Origin of the sequence: Micromonospora sp. B9E7, from assembly GCF_039871815.1 — a bacterium.
Taxonomy (GTDB): Bacteria; Actinomycetota; Actinomycetes; order Mycobacteriales; family Micromonosporaceae; genus Micromonospora.
Window position 1 is genome coordinate 1 of sequence record NZ_JBDPLX010000034.1, and the last position, 23311, is coordinate 23311.

General features: G+C 72.4%; 25 protein-coding genes. 10 read left to right on the forward strand and 15 right to left on the reverse strand.

The window, feature by feature from the left end:
* Positions 1 to 311: 311 nt before the first annotated feature.
* From ABGB10_RS32210 to ABGB10_RS32220, 3 genes are all read right to left on the reverse strand, one after another.
* Positions 312 to 1055, reverse strand: coding sequence for a winged helix-turn-helix domain-containing protein (locus ABGB10_RS32210; RefSeq protein ID WP_347664747.1), 744 nt, complete (start codon positions 1053 to 1055; stop codon positions 312 to 314).
* A 72-nt stretch (positions 1056 to 1127) separates the two neighbouring features.
* Positions 1128 to 1430, reverse strand: a complete 303-nt coding sequence (locus tag ABGB10_RS32215; protein ID WP_347664748.1) for a hypothetical protein — start codon at positions 1428 to 1430, stop codon at positions 1128 to 1130.
* A 24-nt stretch (positions 1431 to 1454) separates the two neighbouring features.
* Positions 1455 to 1616, reverse strand: a complete 162-nt coding sequence (locus ABGB10_RS32220) for a hypothetical protein (protein WP_347664749.1) — start codon at positions 1614 to 1616, stop codon at positions 1455 to 1457.
* A 104-nt stretch (positions 1617 to 1720) separates the two neighbouring features.
* Here ABGB10_RS32220 and ABGB10_RS32225 point away from each other — a divergent pair, with 104 nt between their 5' ends.
* Complete coding sequence (locus tag ABGB10_RS32225; protein ID WP_347664750.1) at positions 1721 to 2377, forward strand: hypothetical protein; 657 nt, start codon at positions 1721 to 1723, stop codon at positions 2375 to 2377.
* 24 nt (positions 2378 to 2401) lie between these two features.
* On the opposite strand, the gene ABGB10_RS32230 is transcribed toward ABGB10_RS32225, so the two are convergent.
* From ABGB10_RS32230 to ABGB10_RS32240, 3 genes are read right to left on the reverse strand one after another with little or no spacing between them, the layout of a single operon-like run.
* Positions 2402 to 2920, reverse strand: coding sequence for a 2'-5' RNA ligase family protein (locus tag ABGB10_RS32230; RefSeq protein WP_347664751.1), 519 nt, complete (start codon positions 2918 to 2920; stop codon positions 2402 to 2404).
* A 37-nt stretch (positions 2921 to 2957) separates the two neighbouring features.
* A complete protein-coding gene (locus ABGB10_RS32235; protein ID WP_347664752.1) occupies positions 2958 to 3563 on the reverse strand; it encodes a response regulator transcription factor in 606 nt (201 codons plus the stop codon).
* A complete protein-coding gene (locus ABGB10_RS32240; RefSeq protein ID WP_347664753.1) occupies positions 3560 to 4714 on the reverse strand; it encodes a histidine kinase in 1155 nt (384 codons plus the stop codon). The genes ABGB10_RS32235 and ABGB10_RS32240 overlap by 4 nt, the downstream gene beginning before the upstream one ends.
* A gap of 132 nt (positions 4715 to 4846) precedes the next feature.
* On the opposite strand from ABGB10_RS32240, the gene ABGB10_RS32245 reads away from it, so the two are divergent.
* On the forward strand, positions 4847 to 5776 hold the full coding sequence (locus ABGB10_RS32245; RefSeq protein WP_347664754.1) for a hypothetical protein: 930 nt from the start codon (positions 4847 to 4849) through the stop codon (positions 5774 to 5776).
* Between the two features lie 105 nt (positions 5777 to 5881).
* Positions 5882 to 7615, forward strand: coding sequence for a DEAD/DEAH box helicase (locus tag ABGB10_RS32250; RefSeq protein ID WP_347664755.1), 1734 nt, complete (start codon positions 5882 to 5884; stop codon positions 7613 to 7615).
* Positions 7616 to 7689: 74 nt separating this feature from the next.
* On the opposite strand, the gene ABGB10_RS32255 is transcribed toward ABGB10_RS32250, so the two are convergent.
* From ABGB10_RS32255 to ABGB10_RS32270, 4 genes are all read right to left on the reverse strand, one after another.
* Positions 7690 to 8094 carry a DoxX family protein gene (locus ABGB10_RS32255; protein WP_347664756.1) on the reverse strand — a complete coding sequence of 135 codons (405 nt, stop codon included), beginning with the start codon at positions 8092 to 8094 and terminating at the stop codon, positions 7690 to 7692.
* Positions 8095 to 8226: 132 nt separating this feature from the next.
* Complete coding sequence (lon, locus tag ABGB10_RS32260) at positions 8227 to 10557, reverse strand: endopeptidase La (RefSeq protein WP_347664757.1); 2331 nt, start codon at positions 10555 to 10557, stop codon at positions 8227 to 8229.
* 141 nt (positions 10558 to 10698) lie between these two features.
* On the reverse strand, positions 10699 to 11568 hold the full coding sequence (locus ABGB10_RS32265) for a manganese catalase family protein (RefSeq protein ID WP_347664758.1): 870 nt from the start codon (positions 11566 to 11568) through the stop codon (positions 10699 to 10701).
* A gap of 83 nt (positions 11569 to 11651) precedes the next feature.
* Complete coding sequence (locus tag ABGB10_RS32270; RefSeq protein WP_347664759.1) at positions 11652 to 12383, reverse strand: HAMP domain-containing sensor histidine kinase; 732 nt, start codon at positions 12381 to 12383, stop codon at positions 11652 to 11654.
* Between the two features lie 83 nt (positions 12384 to 12466).
* Between ABGB10_RS32270 and ABGB10_RS32275 the strand changes: the two genes are divergently transcribed.
* Entirely contained in the window at positions 12467 to 13087 is a 621-nt protein-coding gene (locus tag ABGB10_RS32275; protein WP_347664761.1) for a response regulator transcription factor, read from the forward strand.
* A gap of 147 nt (positions 13088 to 13234) precedes the next feature.
* Entirely contained in the window at positions 13235 to 13582 is a 348-nt protein-coding gene (locus ABGB10_RS32280) for an Lsr2 family protein (RefSeq protein WP_347664762.1), read from the forward strand.
* Between the two features lie 129 nt (positions 13583 to 13711).
* Here ABGB10_RS32280 and ABGB10_RS32285 read toward each other — a convergent pair whose 3' ends face one another.
* Complete coding sequence (locus tag ABGB10_RS32285) at positions 13712 to 14977, reverse strand: hypothetical protein (RefSeq protein WP_347664763.1); 1266 nt, start codon at positions 14975 to 14977, stop codon at positions 13712 to 13714.
* Between the two features lie 295 nt (positions 14978 to 15272).
* Entirely contained in the window at positions 15273 to 16154 is an 882-nt protein-coding gene (locus ABGB10_RS32290) for a DUF2726 domain-containing protein (RefSeq protein ID WP_347664764.1), read from the reverse strand.
* Positions 16155 to 16491: 337 nt separating this feature from the next.
* Here ABGB10_RS32290 and ABGB10_RS32295 point away from each other — a divergent pair, with 337 nt between their 5' ends.
* Positions 16492 to 17586, forward strand: a complete 1095-nt coding sequence (locus tag ABGB10_RS32295) for an Asp23/Gls24 family envelope stress response protein (RefSeq protein WP_347664765.1) — start codon at positions 16492 to 16494, stop codon at positions 17584 to 17586.
* Entirely contained in the window at positions 17583 to 18155 is a 573-nt protein-coding gene (locus tag ABGB10_RS32300; RefSeq protein ID WP_347664766.1) for a hypothetical protein, read from the forward strand. The genes ABGB10_RS32295 and ABGB10_RS32300 overlap by 4 nt, the downstream gene beginning before the upstream one ends.
* Before the next feature lie 78 nt (positions 18156 to 18233).
* Here ABGB10_RS32300 and ABGB10_RS32305 read toward each other — a convergent pair whose 3' ends face one another.
* A complete protein-coding gene (locus ABGB10_RS32305; RefSeq protein ID WP_347664785.1) occupies positions 18234 to 19166 on the reverse strand; it encodes a TerC/Alx family metal homeostasis membrane protein in 933 nt (310 codons plus the stop codon).
* 257 nt (positions 19167 to 19423) lie between these two features.
* Positions 19424 to 20113: a CBS domain-containing protein gene (locus tag ABGB10_RS32310; RefSeq protein ID WP_347664767.1), complete on the reverse strand. Its 690-nt coding sequence runs from the start codon at positions 20111 to 20113 to the stop codon at positions 19424 to 19426.
* Positions 20114 to 20302: 189 nt separating this feature from the next.
* On the opposite strand from ABGB10_RS32310, the gene ABGB10_RS32315 reads away from it, so the two are divergent.
* Both ABGB10_RS32315 and ABGB10_RS32320 read left to right on the forward strand, forming a co-directional pair.
* Entirely contained in the window at positions 20303 to 20860 is a 558-nt protein-coding gene (locus ABGB10_RS32315; protein WP_347664768.1) for a hypothetical protein, read from the forward strand.
* Positions 20861 to 21124: 264 nt separating this feature from the next.
* Positions 21125 to 21517, forward strand: a complete 393-nt coding sequence (locus ABGB10_RS32320; protein ID WP_347664769.1) for an FKBP-type peptidyl-prolyl cis-trans isomerase — start codon at positions 21125 to 21127, stop codon at positions 21515 to 21517.
* Between the two features lie 44 nt (positions 21518 to 21561).
* Here ABGB10_RS32320 and ABGB10_RS32325 read toward each other — a convergent pair whose 3' ends face one another.
* Positions 21562 to 21948 (reverse strand): STAS domain-containing protein, encoded by a 387-nt coding sequence (locus ABGB10_RS32325; protein ID WP_347664770.1) that lies wholly within the window; start codon positions 21946 to 21948, stop codon positions 21562 to 21564.
* Positions 21949 to 22246: 298 nt separating this feature from the next.
* On the opposite strand from ABGB10_RS32325, the gene ABGB10_RS32330 reads away from it, so the two are divergent.
* Positions 22247 to 23263 carry an SMP-30/gluconolactonase/LRE family protein gene (locus ABGB10_RS32330; protein WP_347664771.1) on the forward strand — a complete coding sequence of 339 codons (1017 nt, stop codon included), beginning with the start codon at positions 22247 to 22249 and terminating at the stop codon, positions 23261 to 23263.
* Positions 23264 to 23311 lie beyond the last annotated feature (48 nt).

Here is a 23311-nt window from a genome sequence, read left to right on the forward strand (position 1 = left end):
CCGCCCCGCCCCGTCGATCATGGAGTTGTGGTGGGTGACAAAGCGCGCGTAAAGCGCCGAATCAGGCACCACAACTTCATGATCGACGGGGCGAGCTGACTCTGCTCCGCGATCTCGCAGTCTCCCTCCCGATGTAAGGGGCATATCCACCAATGTTGGCGACGGCAATTGCAAGATCGGCGTGGTCCTGTTGCTCGACGCACGTTGATCTACACAGGACCCCGTTATCCAGCAGGGGGTTGACCGCCGGCCATAGCCCTAACTCAACGGCGTTGTCCAGGATGTGGTGCCCCGCCGGCTGCCGCTGCGAGTCAGGCTCGGCCGCTGCTGGGTACCGAGGAAGGTGCGGGGGCGAGGGTGCCGTCGGGGACATCCAGGGTTTCGGCGAGGGCGACGCGGCCGGTGGGGGTGAGACGGATGGAGCGACCGATGCCCTGGCTGATCCAGCCCAGATCGGTGAACCGGCGGCAAAGCGCCGCGCCGAGCGCTCCGGCCAGGTGCGGACGGCGCTCGGTCCAGTCCAGGCAGTCCCGGACCACCGGGCGTCGACCGGTGCGCAGCAGGTGCACTGGTACGCCCAGTTCAGTCGCCCACGCCCACCCGTCCGCCGTCAACGCCAACCCACTGGACCGGTCCAATCGTCCGCCGGCCAGCAGCGCGTCATACATCAGCACGCCGAGTCGCCCGGCCAGGTGGTCGTAGCAGGTCCGGGCGTACGCCAGGGCGGCGGTGGCGGTCGCCGCGCGCAACGAGCCGGTCGGCGCGGATGGGGGCGGGGCATGTCCGGCCAGGTGTTCGATCAGCTGGGCCACCGACGGCCCGGCCAGCCGCAGATAGCGGTGCCGGCCCTGCCGTTCCTCGACCAGCAGTCCACCCCGGACCAGGCGGGTGAGGTGGTCGCTGGCCGTCGACTGGGCGACACCGGCACGGCGGGCGAGCTCGCCGGCGGTCCACGCCCGCCCGTCGAGCAGCGCGACACAGATGCCGGCCCGGGTGCCGTCGGCCAGCAAAGCGGCCAGCTCGGCCATCCCCCGCCCCTCGGTGCCTGCGGTCATCGCCTCATCATGCCCGGCGGTGGCGGCGCACCAGCGGTGCGGGTGTTGGCTCGAACCAAACGGCCGCCACGATCAGGTGACCTCGTGCAGCACCGGGACGATCCGGAAGTCGACGGTGGCGTGGTCGATGGTCGCGTGCACCGGCGAGTCGGCCATCTTGGTCATGATCCCTGACGCGCTGCGCCGGCCGTCCGCGACCGAGTCCCAGGCGACGATGTCGGTGATCGTGCCATCATCGGTCTCGGTGATGCGGCGCCAGCGGAAGCCCGGCTGGCGTCGTAGGTAGTCGTCGATGTCCCTGTTGGCTCTGACGAAGTCGGCGCCGGTGAGGCCGGGGACGAGCCGGAATGTCGTCATCTCAAGCGCTTCACTCATGATCGTTCTCCTCCTCGTACGTGTTCAGCCCTGCGCGGTGGACCGCATGATGATCTCGTTGACATCGACGGCGTCGGGCTGCGCGATCGCATGGGCGATGGCGCTGGCCACCGCGTACAGCCCTGCCTGACAGGCGTCGGTGAGGTGCTTGCCTACTGCCCTACTCTGAAGGAGCCACGACGCCACTTCGGCAGGTCGGGGCCTTAGCGCCCGCAGCGCGGGCGGATGGAAGTCACCGGATGATCTGGACGAAGTTCAGAAGCGACCGCACCCCTCGCCGACTCCGCGCCGTGTCCGACCTGCGGTTTCCTGCCAGCGGGCGACACCATCTACGAAACCGGTATCCCCATCTCAGCGACGACGACCTCGTTCTCGTCGAGACCGCGACCCGGCAGTGGTTCCGGATCATCGCCCGCCAGCCCAACGCGAAGCTGTCCATGCCCTCGGTGGTCGTGGACGACCTGTGGCAGGAGCTGACCCTCCACGCGCGGGACTACGCCACCTTCTGCGACGCCGCGTTCGGGGGCTCTACGCACCACCGACCGACGTTCGCGGCGAGCGACGACTCGACCACCACCAATCGCGGGCCTCTCCTGCTCGCCACGCTGGGCCACGGCCGGCGGGACGAGGGTTGTGGCCCGACCGGCCTTCCGCTGCTGTTCCGGGTGGACCAGGAACTGCACATCCACGATGGCAACCGCTACCTGGCCGACTGCGGAGGCCGTGGCGAATGCTTCCCGGTCTCCGGCCGGGTCTGCCTGCAACACCTCGCCGGGCCGGGCAAGCGGCCCAAGCCACCCGGCATTCGCGGCGACCTGCCCTTCATCGACGGCCGCCACGGCTACGCCGGCGGTGCGGGCGGCGGTGGTGGTGGCGGCGAGTTCAGTGGCGGGGGCGACGGCGGAGGCGGAGGCGGCGACGGCGGTGGGGGCGGGGGCAGCAACTGAGGTGCGGGACGACGTGGAACGACCTCAACCGCGCCCGGCCAGCGCGGTCACCGACCGGTCCGTGCCGTCGTAGCTGCGGGCGGCGTCGAAGTCGCCCGTCGGGCGCTGCCCACCGGTGACGGCACGGGCCAGCCGCAGGTCCGCGTTGCGGAACCGCAGAGCCAGACTCAGGTGCGGCACCCATGCGTCGGGCGCATGCCACGGGCGGTGTCCGCCGGCCTCGGCGAGAACGTCCCAGACGGCGGCGTGCAGCGCGGTCAGCGCCGGAGTGGGTCGGACGAGCCAGACCAGTGGGGCGCTGCCGTCGAGGACGACGACCCGGTCGAGCGTCACCGGCACCGGCAACGCGGCGTCGAACAACTCGGCCAGGCGGTGCTCGACCCCCGGCGGGAACTCGTCGACGGCGGCGAGGGTGAGGTGCGGCCGGTTGGTCGGATGGATGTTGCGGGCCAGGCTGGGCAACCCGGCGGCGGCCAGCCGGCCCCAGACCGCCCGGACCGCGACCTCCAGGCCGGGCGAGCAGACCAGTTCCACCGTACGCACCCCGACACGTTAGCCGGGCAAGCCGCTGCTGACGCCGTCAGAGCCAGCCGTTGTCCCGGGCGGTGCGCACCGCCTCGGCCCGGTCGGCGGCGCCGAGCTTCTGCACGGCGGCGGAGAGGTGGTTGCGCACGGTGCCGGTGGACAGGTGCACCCGACGGGCGATCACCGCAACCGGGGCACCGACCTCGGCCAGCCGGAGCGTCTCCAGTTCCCGAGGGGTCAGCGGGCACGGGGGCAGGGTCAACGCGTCGGCGGCCAGCGACGGGTCGACGTAGCGACCCCCGGCGTGCACCCGGCGGATCACGTCGGCGAGCGCCCCACCCGGCGAGCCCTTGGGCAGGAACCCGCGGGCGCCGGCGGTCAACGCCTGGCGCAGGTGCCCGGGACGACCGTGGCCGGTCAGCACGACCACCGCGCAGTCGGGTCGGACCCGGGTCAGCTCGGCGGCTACCGCGATGCCGTCCAGGCCGGGCATCTCCAGGTCCACCACTGCCACGTCCGGACGGTGCGCCAGCGCCGCGGTGACTGCTGTCGTCCCGTCGGCGGCGTGTGCCACCACCTCGATGTCCGGCTCCAGGCCGAGCAGCGCGGCGACGGCGACCCGGATCAGGTCCTCGTCGTCGGCGAGCAGGACGCGGATCACGACGGCGCCGGCACGGTGGCTTCGAGGGTGAAGATCGCGTCCTCCCGGCGTACCCGCAACTCGCCCCCGGCAGCGGCGAGCCGGTCGGCCAGCCCTCGCAGGCCGTGGCTGTGCGCGTCCGGGCCACGGTTGTCGGCGCCGTCGTTGGCCACCGTCATCCTGGCCACGTCATCCTCCCGATCGATGCGGATCCGACACCAGTCCGCCCGGCTGTGCCGCAGCACGTTGGTGCTCGCCTCGCGCAGCACCGCCGCCAGTTCGGTGGCGGCCGGCTGCGGCAGGTCCGCCGGCAGTGGCAGAACCGTGCACCGCACCCCGCAGGAGCGCAGCACCCCCACCACCGCGGTGAGCTGTTCGTCGAGGTCGACGGCCCGGTAGCCGTGCACGGTCTCCCGTACCTCGCTCAGCGCGGAGGCGGCCATCCGTTGCACCTCGGCGGCTTCCCGCCCGGCCCGTTCCGGGTCGACCGGGGCGAGCCGGGCGGCGAGTTCGGCCTTCAACGCGATCACGGTGAGGCGGTGCCCCAGGACGTCGTGCACGTCGCGGGCGAAGCGCAGCCGCTCCTCGGCGGCGGCCAGCCGGGCCTGGGCGGCCTGGCCCTGTCGGGCCTCCACGAGCAGGTCCCAGAACCACACCTGGAACCCGTTGACGGCGGCCACGGCCACGCCGATCCCACCGGTCACGGCGAGGTGGCGCGGAACGGAACCGCCTGTCCACCAGGCCACCGCGACCGCCACCGCCAGGACACCGACCGCGACCGCCAGCGCGGCGCGCCACCGCACCAGCAGCGGCGTCATACCGATCAGCGCCGCGCCGAGCCAGGCCCAGGTCGGCCACCTGCCGGCCGCCACCGGACCCACCAGCGGAACGGTCAGCGCCGCCACCGCGACCAGGCTCAGCTCGGCCCGACGCCGCCAGCGCCTGTCGAGCCACGGCGTCACGGCCGCGTACAGGACGACGGTCTGGGCGATCACGAAGGCGAGGATGCCGACCGCGCCGAGCGCCACCCGGCTCGGGTCGGGCTCGCGGGTCAGGCCGACCGCCGGTAGCAGGACGCTCGCCCAGAGGCCGGTGGCCAGCGACACCAGCGTCGCCTGTCGGGCGCGGCGCAGCCGGCGGTCCGCCCGGGGAGTCACCGCCTCGCTCGCCACGCACCGATCCTAGGGCCGCCCGGCACACGGTCCACCCATGCGAACTGTCACGGTCGGACCGACGGTCCCACACGGTTTTCCCGTGACGAACGGGTCTGCCGGCCACACCTGGGACACCGGCAGGGTCGAGGCATGGAAAACACCCGGATGTACGCGGACAGCGCCACCGCCGTACCGTCGCCCGCGCCCCTACCCACCGCCGAGCCGGCCCCCTCGGCCCCGACACCAACCACCGCGACACCGACCACCGCGGCCCCGGCCAGGAGCAGGCGGCGGCTGCTGTGGCACCTGGGCGAGATGGCCCTGGCGATGGTCGCCGGGATGCTGCTGCTCGGCCCGTTGTGGGAGCTGGCCGGCACCGCGCTGGGAGTCGGCGACGCGCTGGCCCGACCGGAGGTCGCCGCTCTGGTGATGGCCACGAACATGACAGTCGGGATGACTGTGGTGATGCGCTACCGGGCGCACCGCTGGCACGCGGTCGGCGAGATGGCCGCCGCGATGTACGTCCCGTTCCTGCTGCTGTTCGTGCCGTTTCGGGTCGGCCTGATCGACGCCGACGCGCTGCTGCTCGGCGGCCACCTGCTGATGATTCCCGCGATGGTGCTGGTGGCGGTCCGACACCGCCACGAGGCGCCGGCGCCGGTACGCCGACACCGGGTCGTGGTGGCGCTCGCCCACCGCTGGCCGGCCGGGTTGGCGCTGCTGGTGACCGTGGACATGTGGGTCGACCCGGGCGTGCTCAGCCCGTGGACGATGCTGGTGCTGCCCGGCGGCTACCTGGTGATCGGCATGGCCCGCCGCACGCTGGGCGGGCGGGGCGTGCTCGCCACCCAGCTCACCGGTCTGGCCGGCTGGGTCGCCCTGACGCTGGTCGCGGTGCTGGCCGGCGGGCGGACCGCCGACTGGCTGGTGGCGCTCGGGTGGTTGACGCACGCCGGCTGGGACGTCGTGCACCACCGCAACCGCCGGGTGGTGCCGCGCGGCTACGCCGAGTTCTGCGCGGTGCTCGACGTGGCCCTCGCCGCGGTGATGGTGCTGGCCATCCTGACCGTCGACGCCTGATCGAGGCCGCCACCGGGATCGCGGAACAGCCGGCGCACGGGCTCGGGGACAGCTCTTGTGGCGGTCGGCGCAGCGGCCTGGACGGCGTGATGAAAGGCTTGGCACATGAGTTCCGCACCTGCACAGCACGACGCACCGTCCGACGCCACCCCCGCCGGCACCGACGAGGGGAACGCCTTCACCGAGCTCGGCCTGCGCGCCGAACTGCTGGGCGCGCTGTCCGCCCTCGGCTACGAGGAGCCGACACCCATCCAGCGGGAGGCGATCCCACCGCTGCTGGAGGGTCGGGACCTGCTGGGTCAGGCGGCCACCGGCACCGGGAAGACGGCGGCGTTCGCGCTTCCGCTGCTGAACCTCATGACCGCCCACCGCCGGGGCGGTGACCCGGTCGCGCTGGTGTTGGTGCCGACCCGTGAGCTGGCCGTCCAGGTGTCCGAGGCGTTCCACCGCTACGGCAAGGACCTGGGCGCCCGGGTGCTGCCGATCTACGGTGGGCAGCCGATCGGACGACAGCTGCGGGCACTCGACAGCGGCGTGGACGTGGTGGTGGCCACCCCGGGACGCGCCCTCGACCACATCGCCCGGGGCACCCTGCGCCTCGGTGGCCTTGCCACGGTCGTGCTCGACGAGGCCGACGAGATGCTCGACATGGGCTTCGCCGAGGACATCGAGGCGATCCTGGAACACGCTCCGGCGCAGCGGCAGACGGTGCTCTTCTCGGCCACCATGCCCTCGCGCATCGACGGGATGGCCCGGCAGCACCTCCGCGAGCCGGTCCGGATCGAGATCGGCCGGGAGCAGCCGGTCGCGGGTGAGGCGCCCCGGGTGCGGCAGAGCGCGTACATCGTGACCCGCGCGCACAAGCCGGCCGCACTGGGTCGGGTGCTGGACGTCGAGTCGCCCACCGCCGCGATCGTGTTCTGCCGCAGCCGGGAAGAGGTCGACCGGCTGACCGAGACGATGAACGGCCGGGGATACCGCTCCGAGGCGTTGCACGGTGGCATGAGCCAGGAGCAGCGCGACCGGGTGATGGGTCGGCTGCGGGCGGGCACCGCCGACCTGCTGGTGGCCACCGACGTGGCGGCCCGTGGGCTCGACGTCGAGCAGCTCACCCACGTCGTCAACTACGACGTGCCGTCCGCCCCCGAGTCGTACGTGCACCGGATCGGCCGGGTGGGCCGGGCCGGCCGCGAGGGCGTGGCGATCACCCTCGCCGAGCCGCGCGAGCACCGGATGCTCAAGACCATCGAGCGGGTGACCGGTCAGCGGATCACCATCGACAAGATCCCCACCGTGGCGGACATGCGGACCCGCCGGTTGGAGCTGACCCAGGCGGCGCTGCGCGAGAGCCTGCTGGAGGACGATCTCGACCCGTACCGGGTGATCGTGGAGACGCTGACCGACGAGTTCGACCTGATGGAGGTCGCCCTCGCCGCCGTGAAGTTGGCCCACGAGGTGACGTCGCCGGGCTCCGACGACGAGGAGGAGATCCCGCAGGTTCCGGTACGCGGTCCCCGTGAGGGTCGACCGGAGTCCGGCGGCCGGGGCGGCGATCGGCGGGGCGGGGGCCGTCCACGCTCCGGCGGTGGCAACACCGTCCAGGTCTTCGTCGGCCTGGGTCGACGCGCGGGGGTGCGCCCCCAGGACCTGGTCGGCGCCATCACCGGCGAGACCGGGATCCGTGGCCGGGACATCGGCTCGATCGAGATAGCCGACCGGTTCTCCCTGGTGGAGGTGCCGCAGGGGGTGGCCGACGAGGTGATCTCCGGGCTGCGTCAGAGCACGATCAAGGGCCGCAAGGCGACCGTGCGCCGCGACCGCGGAGGCGACGAGCGCTGAGCACGCCGCCGGCGACCGCCGGCCTGAGCACGCCGCCGGCGACCGCCGGGTACGACGGTCGCCGGCGTGCCGGATCAGAAGGAGTACGGCCCGAAGCGGCCCCACGCCACCACGGCGGCGAGCACCAGCAGCACCGCGCAGGTGATCGCGCCCTGGATCTCCGTGCGACGCCCCTGCGGGGTGTCCTGCTTCTTCCTGTCGCGCAGGTGCACCAGGATGCCCCCGATCATGACGATGACCAGCCCGACGGCGGCCAACGGGGTGAGCACGGTGGCGATGCCGGTGAGTGCGGGCAGCACCAGCCCGACGGCGGCCAGCAGCTCGACGGCGCCGAGCGCCTTGACCTGGGTGGGCGGGACCGGGTCCACCCATCGCATCAGCTCACGCAGCTTGTCCTTGGACTGGGTCAGCTTGGCGAAGCCGACGCCGGCGAAGACGACGGCGAGCATGATCTGGATGATCCAGAGCACCAGGTTCACGGGGTTTCCTCCTGGGGGACGCCTCGCGGCGAAGAGGTAGTTGAGGGCTCAAGCGAGACAGTAGACCTCCCCGCGCGGACACAAGGGAACCCCGCCGTCAGAAGACGGCGGGGTTCCCTTGTGTCCGGAGCGTCAGACGGTGAAGAGCGCCGGACCGTCCAGCGCCGGGACGTCGGCCGGGCGCAGCGCCAGGGCGAGCACGTCGGCCACGTCGGCCAGGGTGTGCACGGTCAGCGCCTCGCGCACCTCGGTCGGCAGGTCGTCCAGGTCGGGCTCGTTACGCGCCGGGATGATCACCTCGGTGAGGCCGGCCCGGTGCGCGGCGAGCAGCTTCTGCTTCACCCCGCCGATCGGCAGCACCCGACCGGAGAGCGTCACCTCACCGGTCATCCCGAACTCGGGACGCACCGGACGGCCGGTGACCAGCGACGCCAGGGCGGTCACCATGGTGATGCCGGCGCTCGGGCCGTCCTTGGGCACCGCGCCCGCCGGGAAGTGGACGTGGATCCGGCGTCCCGCCAGGGCGTTCGGGTCGATGCCGAACCGCCGCCCGTTGGAGCGCAGGTAGGACAGGGCGATGTGCGCCGACTCCTTCATCACGTCGCCGAGCTGGCCGGTCAGGGTCAGCCCCGGCTCGCCCTCCATGCTGGTCGCCTCGATGAAGAGCACGTCCCCACCGGCGCCGGTGACGGCGAGGCCGGTCGCCACGCCGGGCACCGCGGTGCGTTCGGCGGATTCCGGGGTGAACTTCGGCCGCCCCAGGAAGCCGGCGAGGTTGTCGGTGTCGACGCGTACCGGCGACGGGTCGGTCGCCAACGTCACCGCCACCTTGCGCAGGATCTTGGCGAGGCCACGTTCGAGCTGCCGGACGCCGGCCTCCCGGGTGTACTCCCCGGCGATCAGCGCCAACGCCTCGTCGGCGATCTGCACCTCGTCGGCGGTCAGCCCGGCCCGCTCCCGCTGCCGGGGCAGCAGGTGGTCCCGGGCGATGGCGACCTTCTCGTCCTCGGTGTAGCCGTCCAGGGTGACCAGCTCCATCCGGTCCAACAGCGGGCCGGGGATGGACTCCACCACGTTGGCGGTGGCCAGGAACAGCACGTCGGACAGGTCGAGGTCGACCTCCAGGTAGTGATCCCGGAAGGTGTGGTTCTGGGCCGGGTCGAGCACCTCCAGCAGGGCGGCGGCCGGGTCACCGGCGTAGCCGGCGGCCAGCTTGTCCACCTCGTCGAGGAGCACGACCGGGTTCATCGAACCGGCCTCGCGCAGCGCGCGGACGATCCGGCCGGGCAGCGCGCCCACGTAGGTGCGCCGGTGACCGCGGATCTCCGCCTCGTCGCGGACACCGCCGAGCGACACCCGGACGAAGTTACGCCCGAGCGCCCGCGCCACGGACTCGCCGAGGCTGGTCTTACCCACACCGGGAGGGCCGGCGAGGGCGAGCACCGCGCCGGAGCCGCGACCGCCGACCACACCGAGGTTGCGCTCGGCCCGCCGGTTGCGCACGGCCAGGTACTCCAGGATGCGGTCCTTCACGTCGGCCAGGCCGGCGTGGTCGGCGTCGAGCACCGCCCGGGCCGCGGCCAGGTCGGTGTTGTCCTCGGTACGCGTGCCCCACGGCATCTCGAGGACGGTGTCCAGCCAGGTACGGATCCAGCCCGCCTCCGGGGAGGCGTCACTGGCCCGCTCCAGCTTGCCGACCTCGCGCATGGCCGCCTCGCGGACCTTCTCCGGCAGCTCGGCGGACTCGACCCGGGACCGGTAGTCGGCGGAGCCGTCCGGCTCGTCCTCGCCCAGCTCCTTGCGGATCGCGGCGAGCTGCTGGCGCAGCAGGAACTCGCGCTGGGACTTCTCCAGCCCCTCGCGGACGTCACTGTTGATCTGTTCGGTGACCTCCTGCTCGGCCAGGTAGTCCTTCACCCAGCCGACCAGCAGCTCCAGCCGGGCGGTCACGTCCGGCGCGGCGAGCAGCTCGGTCTTCTGGTCCAGGGTCAGCCAGGGCGCGTAGCCGGCCGAGTCGGCCAACTCGGACAGGTCGGTCATCCGCTCCACCGCGTCGATGACCTGCCAGGCGCCCCGCTGCTGAAGCACGGAGGTCACCAGTGCGCGGTACTCGCGGGCGAGTTCCCGGGCCCGACCGGCGTAGGCGGGTTCGTCGAGTTCGGTCGCCTCGACCCAGAGGGCGGCGCCGGGGCCGGGCACTCCGGAGCCGATCCGGGCCCGGGACAGGCCACGGATGACGGCGGCGGGCTCACCCTCGGGCAGCCGGCCGACCTTCTCGATGGTGGCGACCACGCCGACCGGGCCGTACTCGCCGTCGATCCGTGGCACGGCGAGCAGCTTGCGGTCGCCGGTCGCGCGGGCGGCGTCGATCGCGGCCTGGGTGGACGGGTCGAGGGTCACCGGGATGACCATCCCGGGCAGCAGCACGGCGTCGGTCAGGGGAAGTACCGGAAGAGTTGCCATCGAACACCTGCCATCACGTTGAGTTGAGCGTGTCTGGCTCAAGTAACAAAGCGTTCCCCTTGTTCCGGCCTGTGACCCAGACCACTCCCCCGGTCGGTCCGTCGGGTCGCCCGGGACCGGTGGGCGACCCGACGGCACACCTCAGGTGAGCTTGCTCTTCACCGTGTTGACCAGCGAGCCGGCCACATCCGGATTGGTGCCGTACAGCCGTGGATCGCCCGGGGGCAGCACCGGTTCCGGCGCGTTCGCCCGCGGGTTGTCGTCGTACCGGAACTCGCCCTTGCCGTCCGGTGCGGGCCCGGAGGCCCAGCGCCCCTGGGCGGCGTCGGTGCCCGAGGAGAAACCCAGGTAGGTGTAGGCGTACTCCTCGGCGAGCTCGCCCGAGTCCGGGAACGCCTCCGGCACCGGCATCTCCTCCAGCCCGTCCTCCTTGAGCTGCTCGATCGCCGCCAGCCACATGTTCTGGTGCATGGTGTCGCGGGCCAGCAGGAAGCGCAGCATCTGCTTCACGCCCGGGTCGTCGGTCATGTGGAACAACCGGGCGACCTGGAGCCGACCCTGCGCCTCGGCGGTGACGTTGAGCTGGAAGTCGGCCAACAGGCTGCCGCTCGCGGTGATGAAGGCGCCGTTCCAGGGCACCCCGTTGGAGTCGGCGGGCAGCGCGCCACCACCGCCGTGGATGAAGTGCGCCGGGTTCTCGCCGGCGTAGGTCGCGGCGCCTCCGGGGTCCTCCGCGATCCCCTCGGTCAGCGACAGCGGCGCGCTGTCCAACAGCCGGGTGATCATGGTGACGATCATCTCGACGTGGCCCATCTCCTCGGTGCCGACGTCGAGCAGCAGGTCCTTGTACTTGCCGGGCAACCGGCAGTTCCAGCCCTGGAACAGGTACTGGTTGGCGACTGTCATCTCACCCCACTTGCCGCCCAGCACCTCCTGCAGGCGCCGGGCGAACGCGGCGTCCGGGCCGTCCGGTTTGGCCTCGAACTGCAGGTCCTTGACGTGGCTGAACATCCAACCTCCTCGGTACCAGAAACAGGTAGGGAGGCCGTTCCCGCCCCGGTGACCCGAGCGGGCCAACCGGTGTCCCGGCCGGGTCAGCGCACCGGGCGGGCCATCGGCAGCAGCACCTCCAGCGCCACACCGCGGGGCCGTAGCCGGTGCGCCCGCAACGCTCCCCCGTCCGTCGCGACGAGCTGCCGGGCGATCCACAGGCCCAACCCGGACATCCCGACCGCCGGCGTCGGACGCCGCAGCGCCACCAGCAACGCGTCGTCGACCCGGCCCTCGTCCGTGACCAGGATGCTCAGGCCGGAGCCGCGCAATGTGGCGTAGAGCCCGACCTGTCCGTCCGGTGGCCCGTGCCGCAACGCGTTCTCCACCAGGTTGACCAGGACCTGTCGAGTGCGTCCGGCCGGCACCGGCCAGGAGGCCGCCCGCCGGGTGGCCCGCGCCCGCCGCCGGCCGGCCGGCACCAGCGCGGCGGCCTCCCGCAGGATGCCCGCCAACGCGACGGCCGGCTCCGGCTGCGGGGTCAGCGCCAGGACGCCGGTGCCGGCGGTCGCGTCCCGCAGCAGGCTCTGCAGGTGGGCGGCCTGGTCGCGGGCCAGCTCACTGATCGCCCGCCGGTCGTCGCTGGTCAGCTCGCGGCGCTCGTCGGCCAGCGCGCGGGTCAGCGAGGTCAGCGTGCTGATCGGTGTCCGGAACTCGTGGCACAACACGCGCAGCAGCAACTCCGAATCGGCCGCCGGGGTGCGCAGCTCACCCGAGGCGGGCTCGATCCGGCGCAACCCTCGCAGCAGGTCCCGCAAACCGTGCCGTACGCGCATCCACCCGACTCCTCTCGTATGGTGCGAACCCGCATGATCGGTACCCGCTGGGGAACGGCGCAGACATGCCGGGAGCCTCCACCTTGCGACTCGTTGTCGTGGACGATCACCCGCTCTTCGTCCGCGGCCTCGAGTTGCTGCTCCCCATCACCACCGACGGCCGGGCCGAAGTGGTCGCCTCGACCGGTGACGCGGCCGTCGCGGCCGCGCTGGTCAGCCGCTGCCAGCCCGACCTGGCACTGGTCGACCTGCACATGCCGCCACCCGGCGGCATCCGGGCGGTGGCCGCGATCCGACGGACCACCCCCCGGGTACGGGTGGTCGCGATGTCCGGTTCCACCGACCCCGGGCCCGCGGCGGACGCGCTGCGGGCCGGCGCCGAGGGGTTCCTGCCCAAGACCAGCGAACCGGAGGAGTTGCTGCCACCGCTGCTGGCCATCCTCGACGGCTGGGCGGTGCTGCCGGCCGAACTGCTGCGCACCATTCTGCGGCCCACCCGCTCCGCGCCCGTCGACCTGGACGGCGAGGAACGGCGGCTGCTGCGGGCGATCGCCGCCGGCCGCAGCACCGTCGACATCGCCGAAGAACTGCACGTCTCGGAACGGACGGTGAAACGGATGACCGCCGCGCTGCTGCGCAAGTTGCGGGTCTCGAACCGGGCCGAGGCTGCCGCCGTCGCCGGCCACAGCGGCATCCTCGGGTAATGAAGCTTCGTCATCGGACTGATTCACGGTTTTGCTGGGTAACGGAATCGCGACGCGCCGAATGAATGGGACGCATATTGTTGCGCATTCCGGGGGTGATAGGTCAGACTTTGGACACATCCCGCCGCACACAGGGAGTAATCGGCAATGGCGAGAAAAGTAATCACGGTCCTGACCGACGACCTCGACGGTGGGAAGGCCGATCGGACGGTCGAGTTCAGTCTCGACGGCGTCGCCTACACGATCGACGTCTCGGACGAGAATGCAGGCGTCCTACGGAAGGCGCTGGATCCGTACATCAATGCGGGTCGGCGGATCGGGCGCGGCCCGGTGGAGGGCACCCGCTCAGTCCGGCGTCCGGGGCGACCCGCCGGCGCGGGAATGGATCGCGAGCAGAACCGAGCAATCCGGGAATGGGCCGTCAAGAACGGCTACAAGATTTCGGAACGGGGTCGGATCCCGGTCGAGGTCGTCGAGGCGTACAAGAGCCGCTGACGCACGAGACGACGACGGGGTCCTGCCGGAAACGGCGGGACCCCGTCGACTTGTCCGGGCGTCGGGACAAGACGGCGGCCGGTCACCCAGGGGTTGTCGCCCCGGGTGACCGGCCGTTGGCACGTCCGGTCAGTTGACGGTGATGCGCACCGAGTCGAACGCCGGGGTCTGGTTGGCCCGCTCCATCATCGGCAGACGGTGCGAGCCGTCACCGGCCCAGACGGAGCACTGCGCGGTGCCCGACTCCGGCAGGCCCGGAATCTGAATGGTCACCTCGTCGGGCTGGGCCCCACCGCGGCCGTCCTCGGTCGCGACGAAGAACGCGGGCACCTCCTGCGGCTCCGGCGGGGCGGTCAGGCTATCCAACATCCGGCACGCGGTGTGGAAGTGACCCCGGACCAGGCCCTGGGCGTTGAGCAGCGAGCTCTCCACGTAGTAGCCCCCCTGACCGGCCGCCAGGAAGCGGTCACGGACCAGGTTGCGGGTGCTGACCCGCAGGGTGAATGCCTGGTTCTGGCCGACCTGCTGGGGGAACTGCGTGATGAGCAGCGACGGGTTGTTCGCGGCGGCGCCGACCTCACCGAACTCGGTGCTCACGCAGCGGTTGCCGGTCTGGAAACCGTCGTGCGGCTGGAGGCGGCTCTCGTCGCAGTCGTTGGCCAGCACGCCGAGACCGGCGCCGGGGGCGTTGCCACCGTTGTTGCCACCGTTGTTGCCACCACCGTTGTTGCCACCGGGAGTGGTGGTGGGGGTGGTGCCGCCGCCGTTGTTTCCGCCGCCGTTGTTGGTCGGCTGCACCGTGCACGTGGCGAGATCCGCGAGACCCTGCGGTCGGGGACCGACACGGTCGATGGCGGTCGTGATCCGGTCCAGCACCGCGCGCCGCTTGCCGGCCAGCGGTTGCAGGATCGCGTCACGGATGAACGCCTCACCCTTGTTGCCCTCGGCGGCGAGGCGGCGGTCCGCTTCGGCGATCTGCGCCTGCAACTGGGCGAGGTTGCGGTCCACCTCGACCCGTGCCCGGTCCGGCACCTGCGGCAGCTTGGCCGTCACGTCCGGGCAGGCGACAGCCGTGCCGGTGCCGACCGTGCCGTCCTTGCCGTCCTCACACTCGGGGACCGACTGCTGGCCGTCACCCCAGTGGTTGCGCACCCACCGACCGTTCTGCCACGTTCGTGTGGTGGAACCGGCACCCGTCGGCGCGGTCGCGCCGGGGCTCGGTTCCACGCACTGGCCAGCGGCCGGGCGGGGCTTATTTGTCCGCCGGTCCTGGGCCGACGAAATCTGGGTCACGGCGACGACTCCGCCGAAGACCACGAGCGTGCCGACAACGGCCAGCAGACGCTTGCTCCGCGCGTTGCCGGATGACCGGCGCGCCCGTGTGGACCTGCGCATCGAATTGCTCTCCTTCTCGATCCGGTAGTGGATTCCTGCCCTCGGCGGACCGACGGATGTGAGATGGCACGCCACGGCGGCGACCACCGTGACCTACCAGGTAATGCGTCGATGGCCGACGATGCCCTTTCCACACCGTCCCCCGCGCCCCGACGACGCGAGTGGGGAGATCCTGTTCATTCGCGCAGGAGTACGGGGCCGCGACCGGGAAGGTTCAACAGACTCACCGAAAATTGCCGCGACCCGACACGGAGCCGGTGCGGTGCGGAGAATCAGCAGGTGGAACGGGCGCCGGTCAGTCGGCGCAGAGGTGGTCGAAGGCGAACCCGCCGACCAGTTCGTCGCGGCGCCGACTCAGCGCGACGATCTGCGCGGTCAACTCGGCGCGCGGCACCAGGTCGGTGACGGCGTTCTCGCGCAGCCGGTCCCCGACCGCGACCGTGGCGAGGTCCTCCGCGAGCCGGGCCGGGTCGATGCCGCAGGAGAAGCGGTGCTCGGTCACCGAGACGCGCTCGACGAGGCACGCGTCGGGGCGGACGTGCACCCAACTCCACCCCTGCGCCGGCCCGTCCGCCCAGCGCACGTGCAGTCCCCGCACGATCGGGTCGGCCACCCGCCCGGCCACGTAGGCCTCGACCGCCGCCGCGCGGGTCAGCGCCCCGAGGTCGTTGACCGCTCCGGTCCGGCCGTCCGGCAGCCGACCGAGGATGTCCCGGAAACCCACCGGGTCCGGTTCGTCGCCGGAGGCGGCCACCCCGGCACCACCTGCGGCGTAGGCGCGCGCGTCGATCACGTACTCCACGAGGTTCCGCCCGTGCTCGGCCGCCCGCAACGTCGGAGAACCGATTCGCAGCACGGGCAGGCCGACGGCCTCGCTCACGGCGTCCTTCAGTCGCTCGACGCGCTGCTCCGCCGAGCCGGCGGATGTGACCGGGCCGATCTCCACGGCGACGATCGCGCGGCCACTGTCGGCGGCACAGACCACGAAGTCGAAGGTGGCACGGCTGGCCGAACTCCACTGGCTGCCGGTGACACCAGGCGGCCGACCCTGGACCAGGTCACTGAGCCGGCGGTTCGGATGGACCCGCTGGCCGGCGCGGCTGAGCAGCGTGTCGTGTCCACCCTCGGCGGATACCACCCGCAGCCAGCCGCGGGCGTCGCTGCCGATGCTCGTCATCTGCCTGATCCATCCGCCGGTCGGTCGAGCCGGGCCGAGTCTAAGCGGTCGATCATGACGCGCGCCTCGGCGGCACGCCTGATCCGGACGCGCCACCCGACCGCCCCACCACAGCGCCCAATCACCAGGCCTCGACGGTGTGCTTCTGCCGGATCCGCGCACGAGGGATCCTCGGGGTCGAAGCACGTCCTACAACGTTGCAGAAGCCTCCCAGGGACCTCCCCACGGTGGCAGCGGTCGTCGCCTGTGACCGAGGTCACAGACCAGTCGTGTTCCAGGGACTCCGCTGCTGTGTATCCAGCGGAGTCGCCGGTAGCAGACCGGCCGGGAGGTCAGCATGTCGCGACAGCAGCTCGGCACCCGCACCGGCAGCGGTCCGGGCGGTCGCCAGCACCGGGACGACCAGCGCACCCGCCGACCTCGACTGGCCGGTGATCCGACCATCCTGCGCCGCCCTCGTGCCGTTCGAGCGGGACGTCACCATCGACTTCCACCGCGACCCGTGGCCGCCCCCACGTCCACCCCGACGGTCGGCTCCGCACCTAACGCCGGCATCACCGACGGGAGACCGGGCACCGGCACCGGGCCGGATCGGAGCACCATCGCGACGGCGGACGTCGCACGGATCGCGGTCCACGCCGCCCGCCAGGTGCCCGGCGTCACCGGCGCACACCCGGCCACGGTCCGGCTGGTCGACCGGTGCGTGGGAATCGACCTGCACCTGGTCACCAGGTACGGGTACAGCGTGCCCGCCGTCGCCGAGGCGGTCCGGATCGCCGTCGCCGACCGGGTGGCCGCCGGAACCGGGCTCACCGTGGCGGCCGTGACCATCACGGTGGACGACCTGATCGTTCCCGGAACGCACCACGCCGACGCGGCGTCACCGGTCCGGCGGCCGGCGGGCGGCATGCGCGTCGTCAACCGTGCCGCCTCGTCGCTGCTGGCCGTCGTCCTCCTGACCGGCGGAACGCTGCTGGCCGTGCAGGCGCTGCTGGTCACGCTGGGTAGCCCGGCAGCGCTGCTCGCCCGCACCGGCTGGTACGACGCGCTGACCAGCACCCGGTGGGACGACCCCGGCGTCCGCGCCGGAGCCGGCGCGGCCGTGTTGCTGGGCCTGGTCATCCTGGTCGCCCAACTGCGCCGCTGGACACCGGTCCGGCTGCGCGCCGACGAGCGGGAGGGCTGGCATCTCCGCAGACGGTGTGTGGAACGCCGGCTGACCGACGCGGCCGGGACCGTGCCCGGCGTCCGCCGGGCTCGGGTGCGCGTCCGGCGGCGCGGTGACCAGTGGCGTCCCCGGGTGCACGCGACCGGCGACCCCGCAGCCCGCGCGGAGGTCGAGTTCGCCGTGCGCCAGGAGCTGCGTCGCCTCGCATCACCCCGTACCGGCCGGATCGAGATCCGGCTGCTGCCGCGCCGGCGGCCCGCATGACCGACGCCGCACACCGGCTGCTGTGGACGATCGTCGCGCTGCTGCTGGTGACGTTCGGGGCGACCGCGCTGTGGGTCAGCGTCAGCACGCTGCCCGCCGACGACCCGGACGCGACACTGCTCGGCGCGGGGCTACTCGACGCGTGGCGACTCGCCGCGCCGTGGAGCACCCTGGCCGCAGTGGTCACCGGAGTGGTCGCCGCCCTCGCGGGGCAGCGCCTGTTGGCCGGTGAGCTGCGCCGACCCCGCCAGGCGATACGCGGCATGCTGAGCCACCCCGGCCACCGCCCCGGCCGCACCCGCCTGGCCACCGAACTGCTGGTCGGCGCACTGGAGCGCGACCTGACAACCGGCGACTCCGGGGTACGCCGCGCACGGGTGCTGCTCACCGGCGCGCCGCAGCGACCCGACGTGTGGATCCTGGTGGATCTGGCGGCCGACGCACCGGCCGACGACGTACGCGAGCACGTCGACGCCGCGGTCCGCCGGTTCGCGACGACCGCCGGCTGCACGCCCGCGCACCTCGACGTGACCGCCCGATTCGAGCCCGGCGCCCCCGACCCGCCCTGACGCGCCGCGCCGACCGGACGGGCATGATCGGATCCGGACGGGAGGTGCGCGCTGCTGCTGGCCGGTTGACCCGGCACGTCAGCCGGCCCGGGCACGCCGTGCGGCCAGGATGCTGGCGCCGATGGAGACCGCCAGGGTCAGCACCACCACCGCGAGGGTCAACCCGACCGGCAGTTTGCCCACCGGAGTCTCGGCGAGGATGAGTTTCAGCCCGGCGAAGGCCAGCAGCAACGCGAGTCCGTACCGCAGGTAGCCGAAGTGTCGCAGTAGCCCGGCGAGGCAGAAGTAGAGGCTGCGCAGCCCCAGCACGGCGAATGCGGTGGCCGTCCAGACCAGGAAGGTGTTGGTGGTGATGGCGAGGATCGCCGCCACCGAGTCGATGGCGAACACCACGTCGGTGGCCTCGATGGCGACGAGTGCCACCAGCAGCAGCGTCGCCACCCGCCGGTCGTTCACCCGGGCCGTGAACCGGTCGCCGTGGTAGCGCGCGTCGGTGGGCACCAGCTTCCGGAACAGCCGGACCACGACGTTGCGTTCCGGGTCGACGTCCGGCTTCCCGCGTACGGCGAGCCGCCAGCCGGTCCAGATCAGGAACGCGCCCAGCACGAACCCGGCCCAGGCGAGCCGGTCCAGTAGCTCGGCACCGGCGAGGATGAACAGCAGACGGAAGACGAGCGCCCCGACGACCCCCCAGAACAGCACCTTGTGCTGGTAGCCGGGTGGCACCTGGAAGTAGCCGAAGAGCAGGGCGAAGACGAACACGTTGTCCACCGAGAGCGCCTTCTCCAGCAGGTACCCGGAGAAGTAGGCGACGGCGGGGTCGCCGCCGAGGCCCCACCAGACGACCAACCCGAACACCAGGCCCGCGCCGATCCAGACGGCACTCCACAGCAACGCCTCGCGTAGCTCGATGACGTGGTTGTCCCGGTGCAGGAGCACGTCCACCGCGAGCATCACGGTGATCACCGCGCCGACCGCCGCCCAGGCCCACAGCGGGACCGCGACTGTCACGTCAGCCACCGAAGCCCTCCCGCATCGGCCACGGTGCGCGCCCCGTCACCCCGCCGGCCGGCCGTTCCCGAGCCTAGGCGAACGGCCGATCCGACGTCGGAGGTCCTGCGAACTCGACCCTTGTCGAAACGGCGGAGCGACGACCGCGGGTGTAGAGGTGCCGGCGGGGTGGTGGCGTGGGCAGGTGGGGTGGTGGCGTGGGGCAGGCGGGGTGGTGGCGTGGGGCAGGCGGGGTGGTGGCGTGGGGCAGGCGGCACTCAGGCGATCGGCATCACCTGGGCCGGATCGCAGACCGTGTCGTCGGCGTCGTAGGTGATCGTGTTGATCACCCGCACGACACCGCTGACCTGGCCTGCGAGCCGACCGGCCAGGTCGACGGCGGAGCGTCTGTCCACCCGACCGGCAAGTGTCACGTCACCGTGCCGGACCTCGACCGTGACCAGCCCGTCCCGCACGGCGAGCACCCGGCGCAGCACCTCCTGCACCACGTCCTCGCGGATCGCGGCGTCCGAACGCAGGTGCACCCGCAACAGGTCACCGCGGCTGACGATGCCGACCAGCCGGCCGAGATCGTCCAGGACGGGTAGCCGCTTGACCTGCTCGTGGTCCATCAGCCGAGCGGCGGCCGACAACGGCGTCTCCGCGTACGCGGTGATCGCCGGGGCGGTCATCAGGTCCCCCGCGAGCAGCGCGGCACCCTTGGCCCGGGCACCACGCCGACGCCGGCTCTCGAAGACCCGGCGCAGCGCCGGCTCGCCAGCGCACTCGACACGGTGCAGGAGGTCAGCCTCGGACACCACGCCCAGCACCCGCCGGAACCCGTCGATCACCGGCACCGCGCTGACCCCGCGACGCAGCAGCACGTCGACGATCTCGCGGTACGGGGTCTCGACGACCACGGTCTCGACCTCCCGGGTCATCACATCGCCAACCTGCCAGGTCCTCATCACGACCTCACCTTCCTCGTCCACCTCGGACGCTACGACCGCGCGACGGCAGCCGTCAGGGTCGCCGGACCGGACCGAAGGGGGTCCAACGTCCCGGGCCGATGCGGTCTGTCGGCCCTGCCGCCGCGAGCGCCGTGAGCGTCCACTGGAGATGCCACCGGGAAGTGCGGTGCGAGACTGAGAAGGGACGTGGAGACCATGACCGCGACGACCGACCGGGTCACCGTCGAGAACACCGCTCCGACGGCCGGCACCACTGGAGAGCGGGCCGTCCGGTACATCCTGGCCGGCACCCGACTGGCGCTCGGCTGGATCTTCCTCTGGGCGTTCGTCGACAAGATGTTCGGCCTCGGGATGGCCACCGAGTCGAAGAACGCCTGGATCAACGGGGGCAGCCCCACCAAGGGCTTCCTGACCTTCGGGGTGACCGGCCCGTTCAAGGACGTGTACACCGGAATCGCCGGTGCCGCCTGGGCGGACTGGCTGTTCATGGCCGGCCTGGCCGGGATCGGCGTCGCCCTGCTGCTCGGCATCGGCATGCGGGTCGCCGCCGTGGCCGGCGGGCTGCTGCTGGTCCTGATGTGGACCGCCGTCCTGCCTCCGGAGAACAACCCCTTCATGGACGACCACCTGATCTACGCCGCGGTGCTGGCGGTCCTGGCGCTGGTCGACGCCGGCGACACCTGGGGCCTCGGCCGGGCGTGGGCGAAGCTGCCCATCGTCCAGCGACTGCCCTGGCTGCGCTGACCACAACGCGCCACCCCTGAGCGGGCGTCACCACTCCCGGTGACGCCCGCCAGCCTGTTCCCGGGTCCCGCTCCGCCCCGCCCCCGGTCGACGCCCCGATCCCCGCTCGCGCCGCGCTGATCGTGCACGTGTCGTCCGGGCAGGTTGTGCGGCAGCCGGGGGTGAGATTGGGCAGGTAGCGGGTCCGCCGCACATCGGTGAAGCGCGATCCGGCAGGATCGACGGTGACCGGACACATCACCCGACACGGCAGGAGATCCCCGCATGAACCAGGCAGCAGGCGCCCGATCCGGCAAGCCCGAGGTGGGTCCGATCGAGGGTGCACCGCCCGCCGACCTCGTGATCGAGGACATCACCGTGGGCGACGGCCCGCAGGCGGAGGCGGGCCAGCTGGTCAGCGTGCACTACGTCGGCGTGTCGCACTCCACCGGCGGCGAGTTCGACTCGTCCTGGAACCGGGGCGAGGCGTTCGAGTTCCCGCTCGGCGGCGGTCAGGTCATCGCCGGCTGGGACCGGGGCGTCGTCGGCATGCGCGTCGGCGGCCGTCGCCGCCTGACCATCCCGCCACACCTCGGGTACGGCGACCGGGGCGCGGCCGGTGTCATCAAGCCCGGCGAGACGCTGATCTTCGTCGTGGACCTGCTCGGCGTACGCTGACCGATCCTCGGGGTCGTCGGCTCACGCTGGCGGCCCCGCGCCGGTCAGGCGGCCAGCTGCAGGTCTGCGGTCGCGGCTCCGGAGAGACGCGCGGCCTTGATCACCTTGGCCGGCTCCAGGATCGGCATCACGCGGTGCAGACCGCTGGCGCGGAGCACCCGCGCCACCACCGGGCTCGGGTCGACCAGGACCAGCTCGCCACCGCAGGCCCGGACGCGCAGGTGCGCGGCGAGCAGCGTGCGGACGCCAGCGGCGGAGAGCAACCGCAGATCGGACAACTCCAGCTGAAGCACCCGGCGAGCCGGTGCGGACCACAACGCCGACCGGAACGCCGCCACCGTGGCGATGTCGATCTCGCCCGCCACCCGCATGACGACCACCTGGTCACCCACGCTGACCTGCACGTCGAGCCGGTCGCTGTCGTCTCCCATGCCAAGAAATCTAGCCGCCGACTACGACAGTTTCGCCCCTCCGCGGAGTGATTCCGGGTACGCCCAGGGTCATACCCCGAAACAGCCCTCATCCCCCTAGGGGTGGAGGCCGGGGGCCCGCAGCCCCGCGCCTTCCGGACAGTGACCCACCGCAGGTCACCGAGGTCCGGGGGTCGGGGGTCGGGGGTCGGGCCGGCGGGACGCCCGGCCGTCTCCGACACGAGGTTGATCACGGTGATCGGCACGCCGCGCGAGCGATGGCCTTCGGCAGCCGGCCCCGGCGGTGGAGAATAGGCCGATGCTGATCCCTCGGCCACGGCCGCCTCGGCTGATCCGCCCCGTCCGCGAGCCGGCGACCGTTCCTCCGGCGTTGGCCGGAGCGTGGGCCCCCACCGACCGCCGGCTCGACCACGTCGAGTTGCTGCCCCTTCCCGAGGGAGCCGTCGGCCCGGAGGACGTGCTGGTCGACGCCGCCGGCCGGGTGATCAGTGGCGACGAGGAGGGTCGGCTCTGGTGGTGGCCGGTCGACGCGCCGGCCGGCACCCGACCACGGCTGCTGGCCGAGACCGGTGGCCGGCCGCTCGGCATCGAGGTGGACACGTCCGGTGAGGCGCTGGTCGTCTGCGACGCGTACCGCGGGTTGCTGCGGGTCACCCCCGACGGCGAGGTGCACGAACTGACCGGGACCGCGCCTCCGGTGCACCTGGCCAACAACGCGACGGTGGCCCGCGACGGCACGATCTACTTCACCGACTCCTCCGACCGGTTCCCGGTCTCGCACTGGAAGCGGGACATGCTGGAGCACCGTCCCAACGGCCGGGTGCTGGCCCACCGACCGGGCAGCGGCCGCACCGAGGTGGTGGCCGACGGGCTGTACTTCCCCAACGGGATCGCGCTGACCCCGGACGAGTCGGCCCTGATGCTCGTGGAGACCAGCACCCACCGTCTGCTCCGCGTCGAGTTGGGCGGCGGCGTGCGGGTTCTGGCCGACCTGCCCGCGTACCCGGACAACCTCGCCGCCGTGGGCGACGGAACGTACTGGATAGCGCTGCCCAGCCCGCGGGTGCCGATCGCCGAGCGGTTGCTGCCGCATCCGCGACTGCGCCAACTCGCCGCGTTGCTGCCCGACGCGATGCAGCCGCAGCCCCGCCGCTACGGCCTGGTCGCGCTCGTCGACGGCGACGGCACGGTCCGCCGGACGCTGCACGGCCCGAACGGGCACTACTGGATGATCACCGGGGTACGCCAGCACGGCGACCAACTCTGGCTGGGCAGCCTGACCGGTCCGGGAGTGGCCCGCGTACCCCTGGGGTGAACGCCGGCGTCGCTGGCAGATGCTCGGCCGCGGTCGACGGGACCGGCG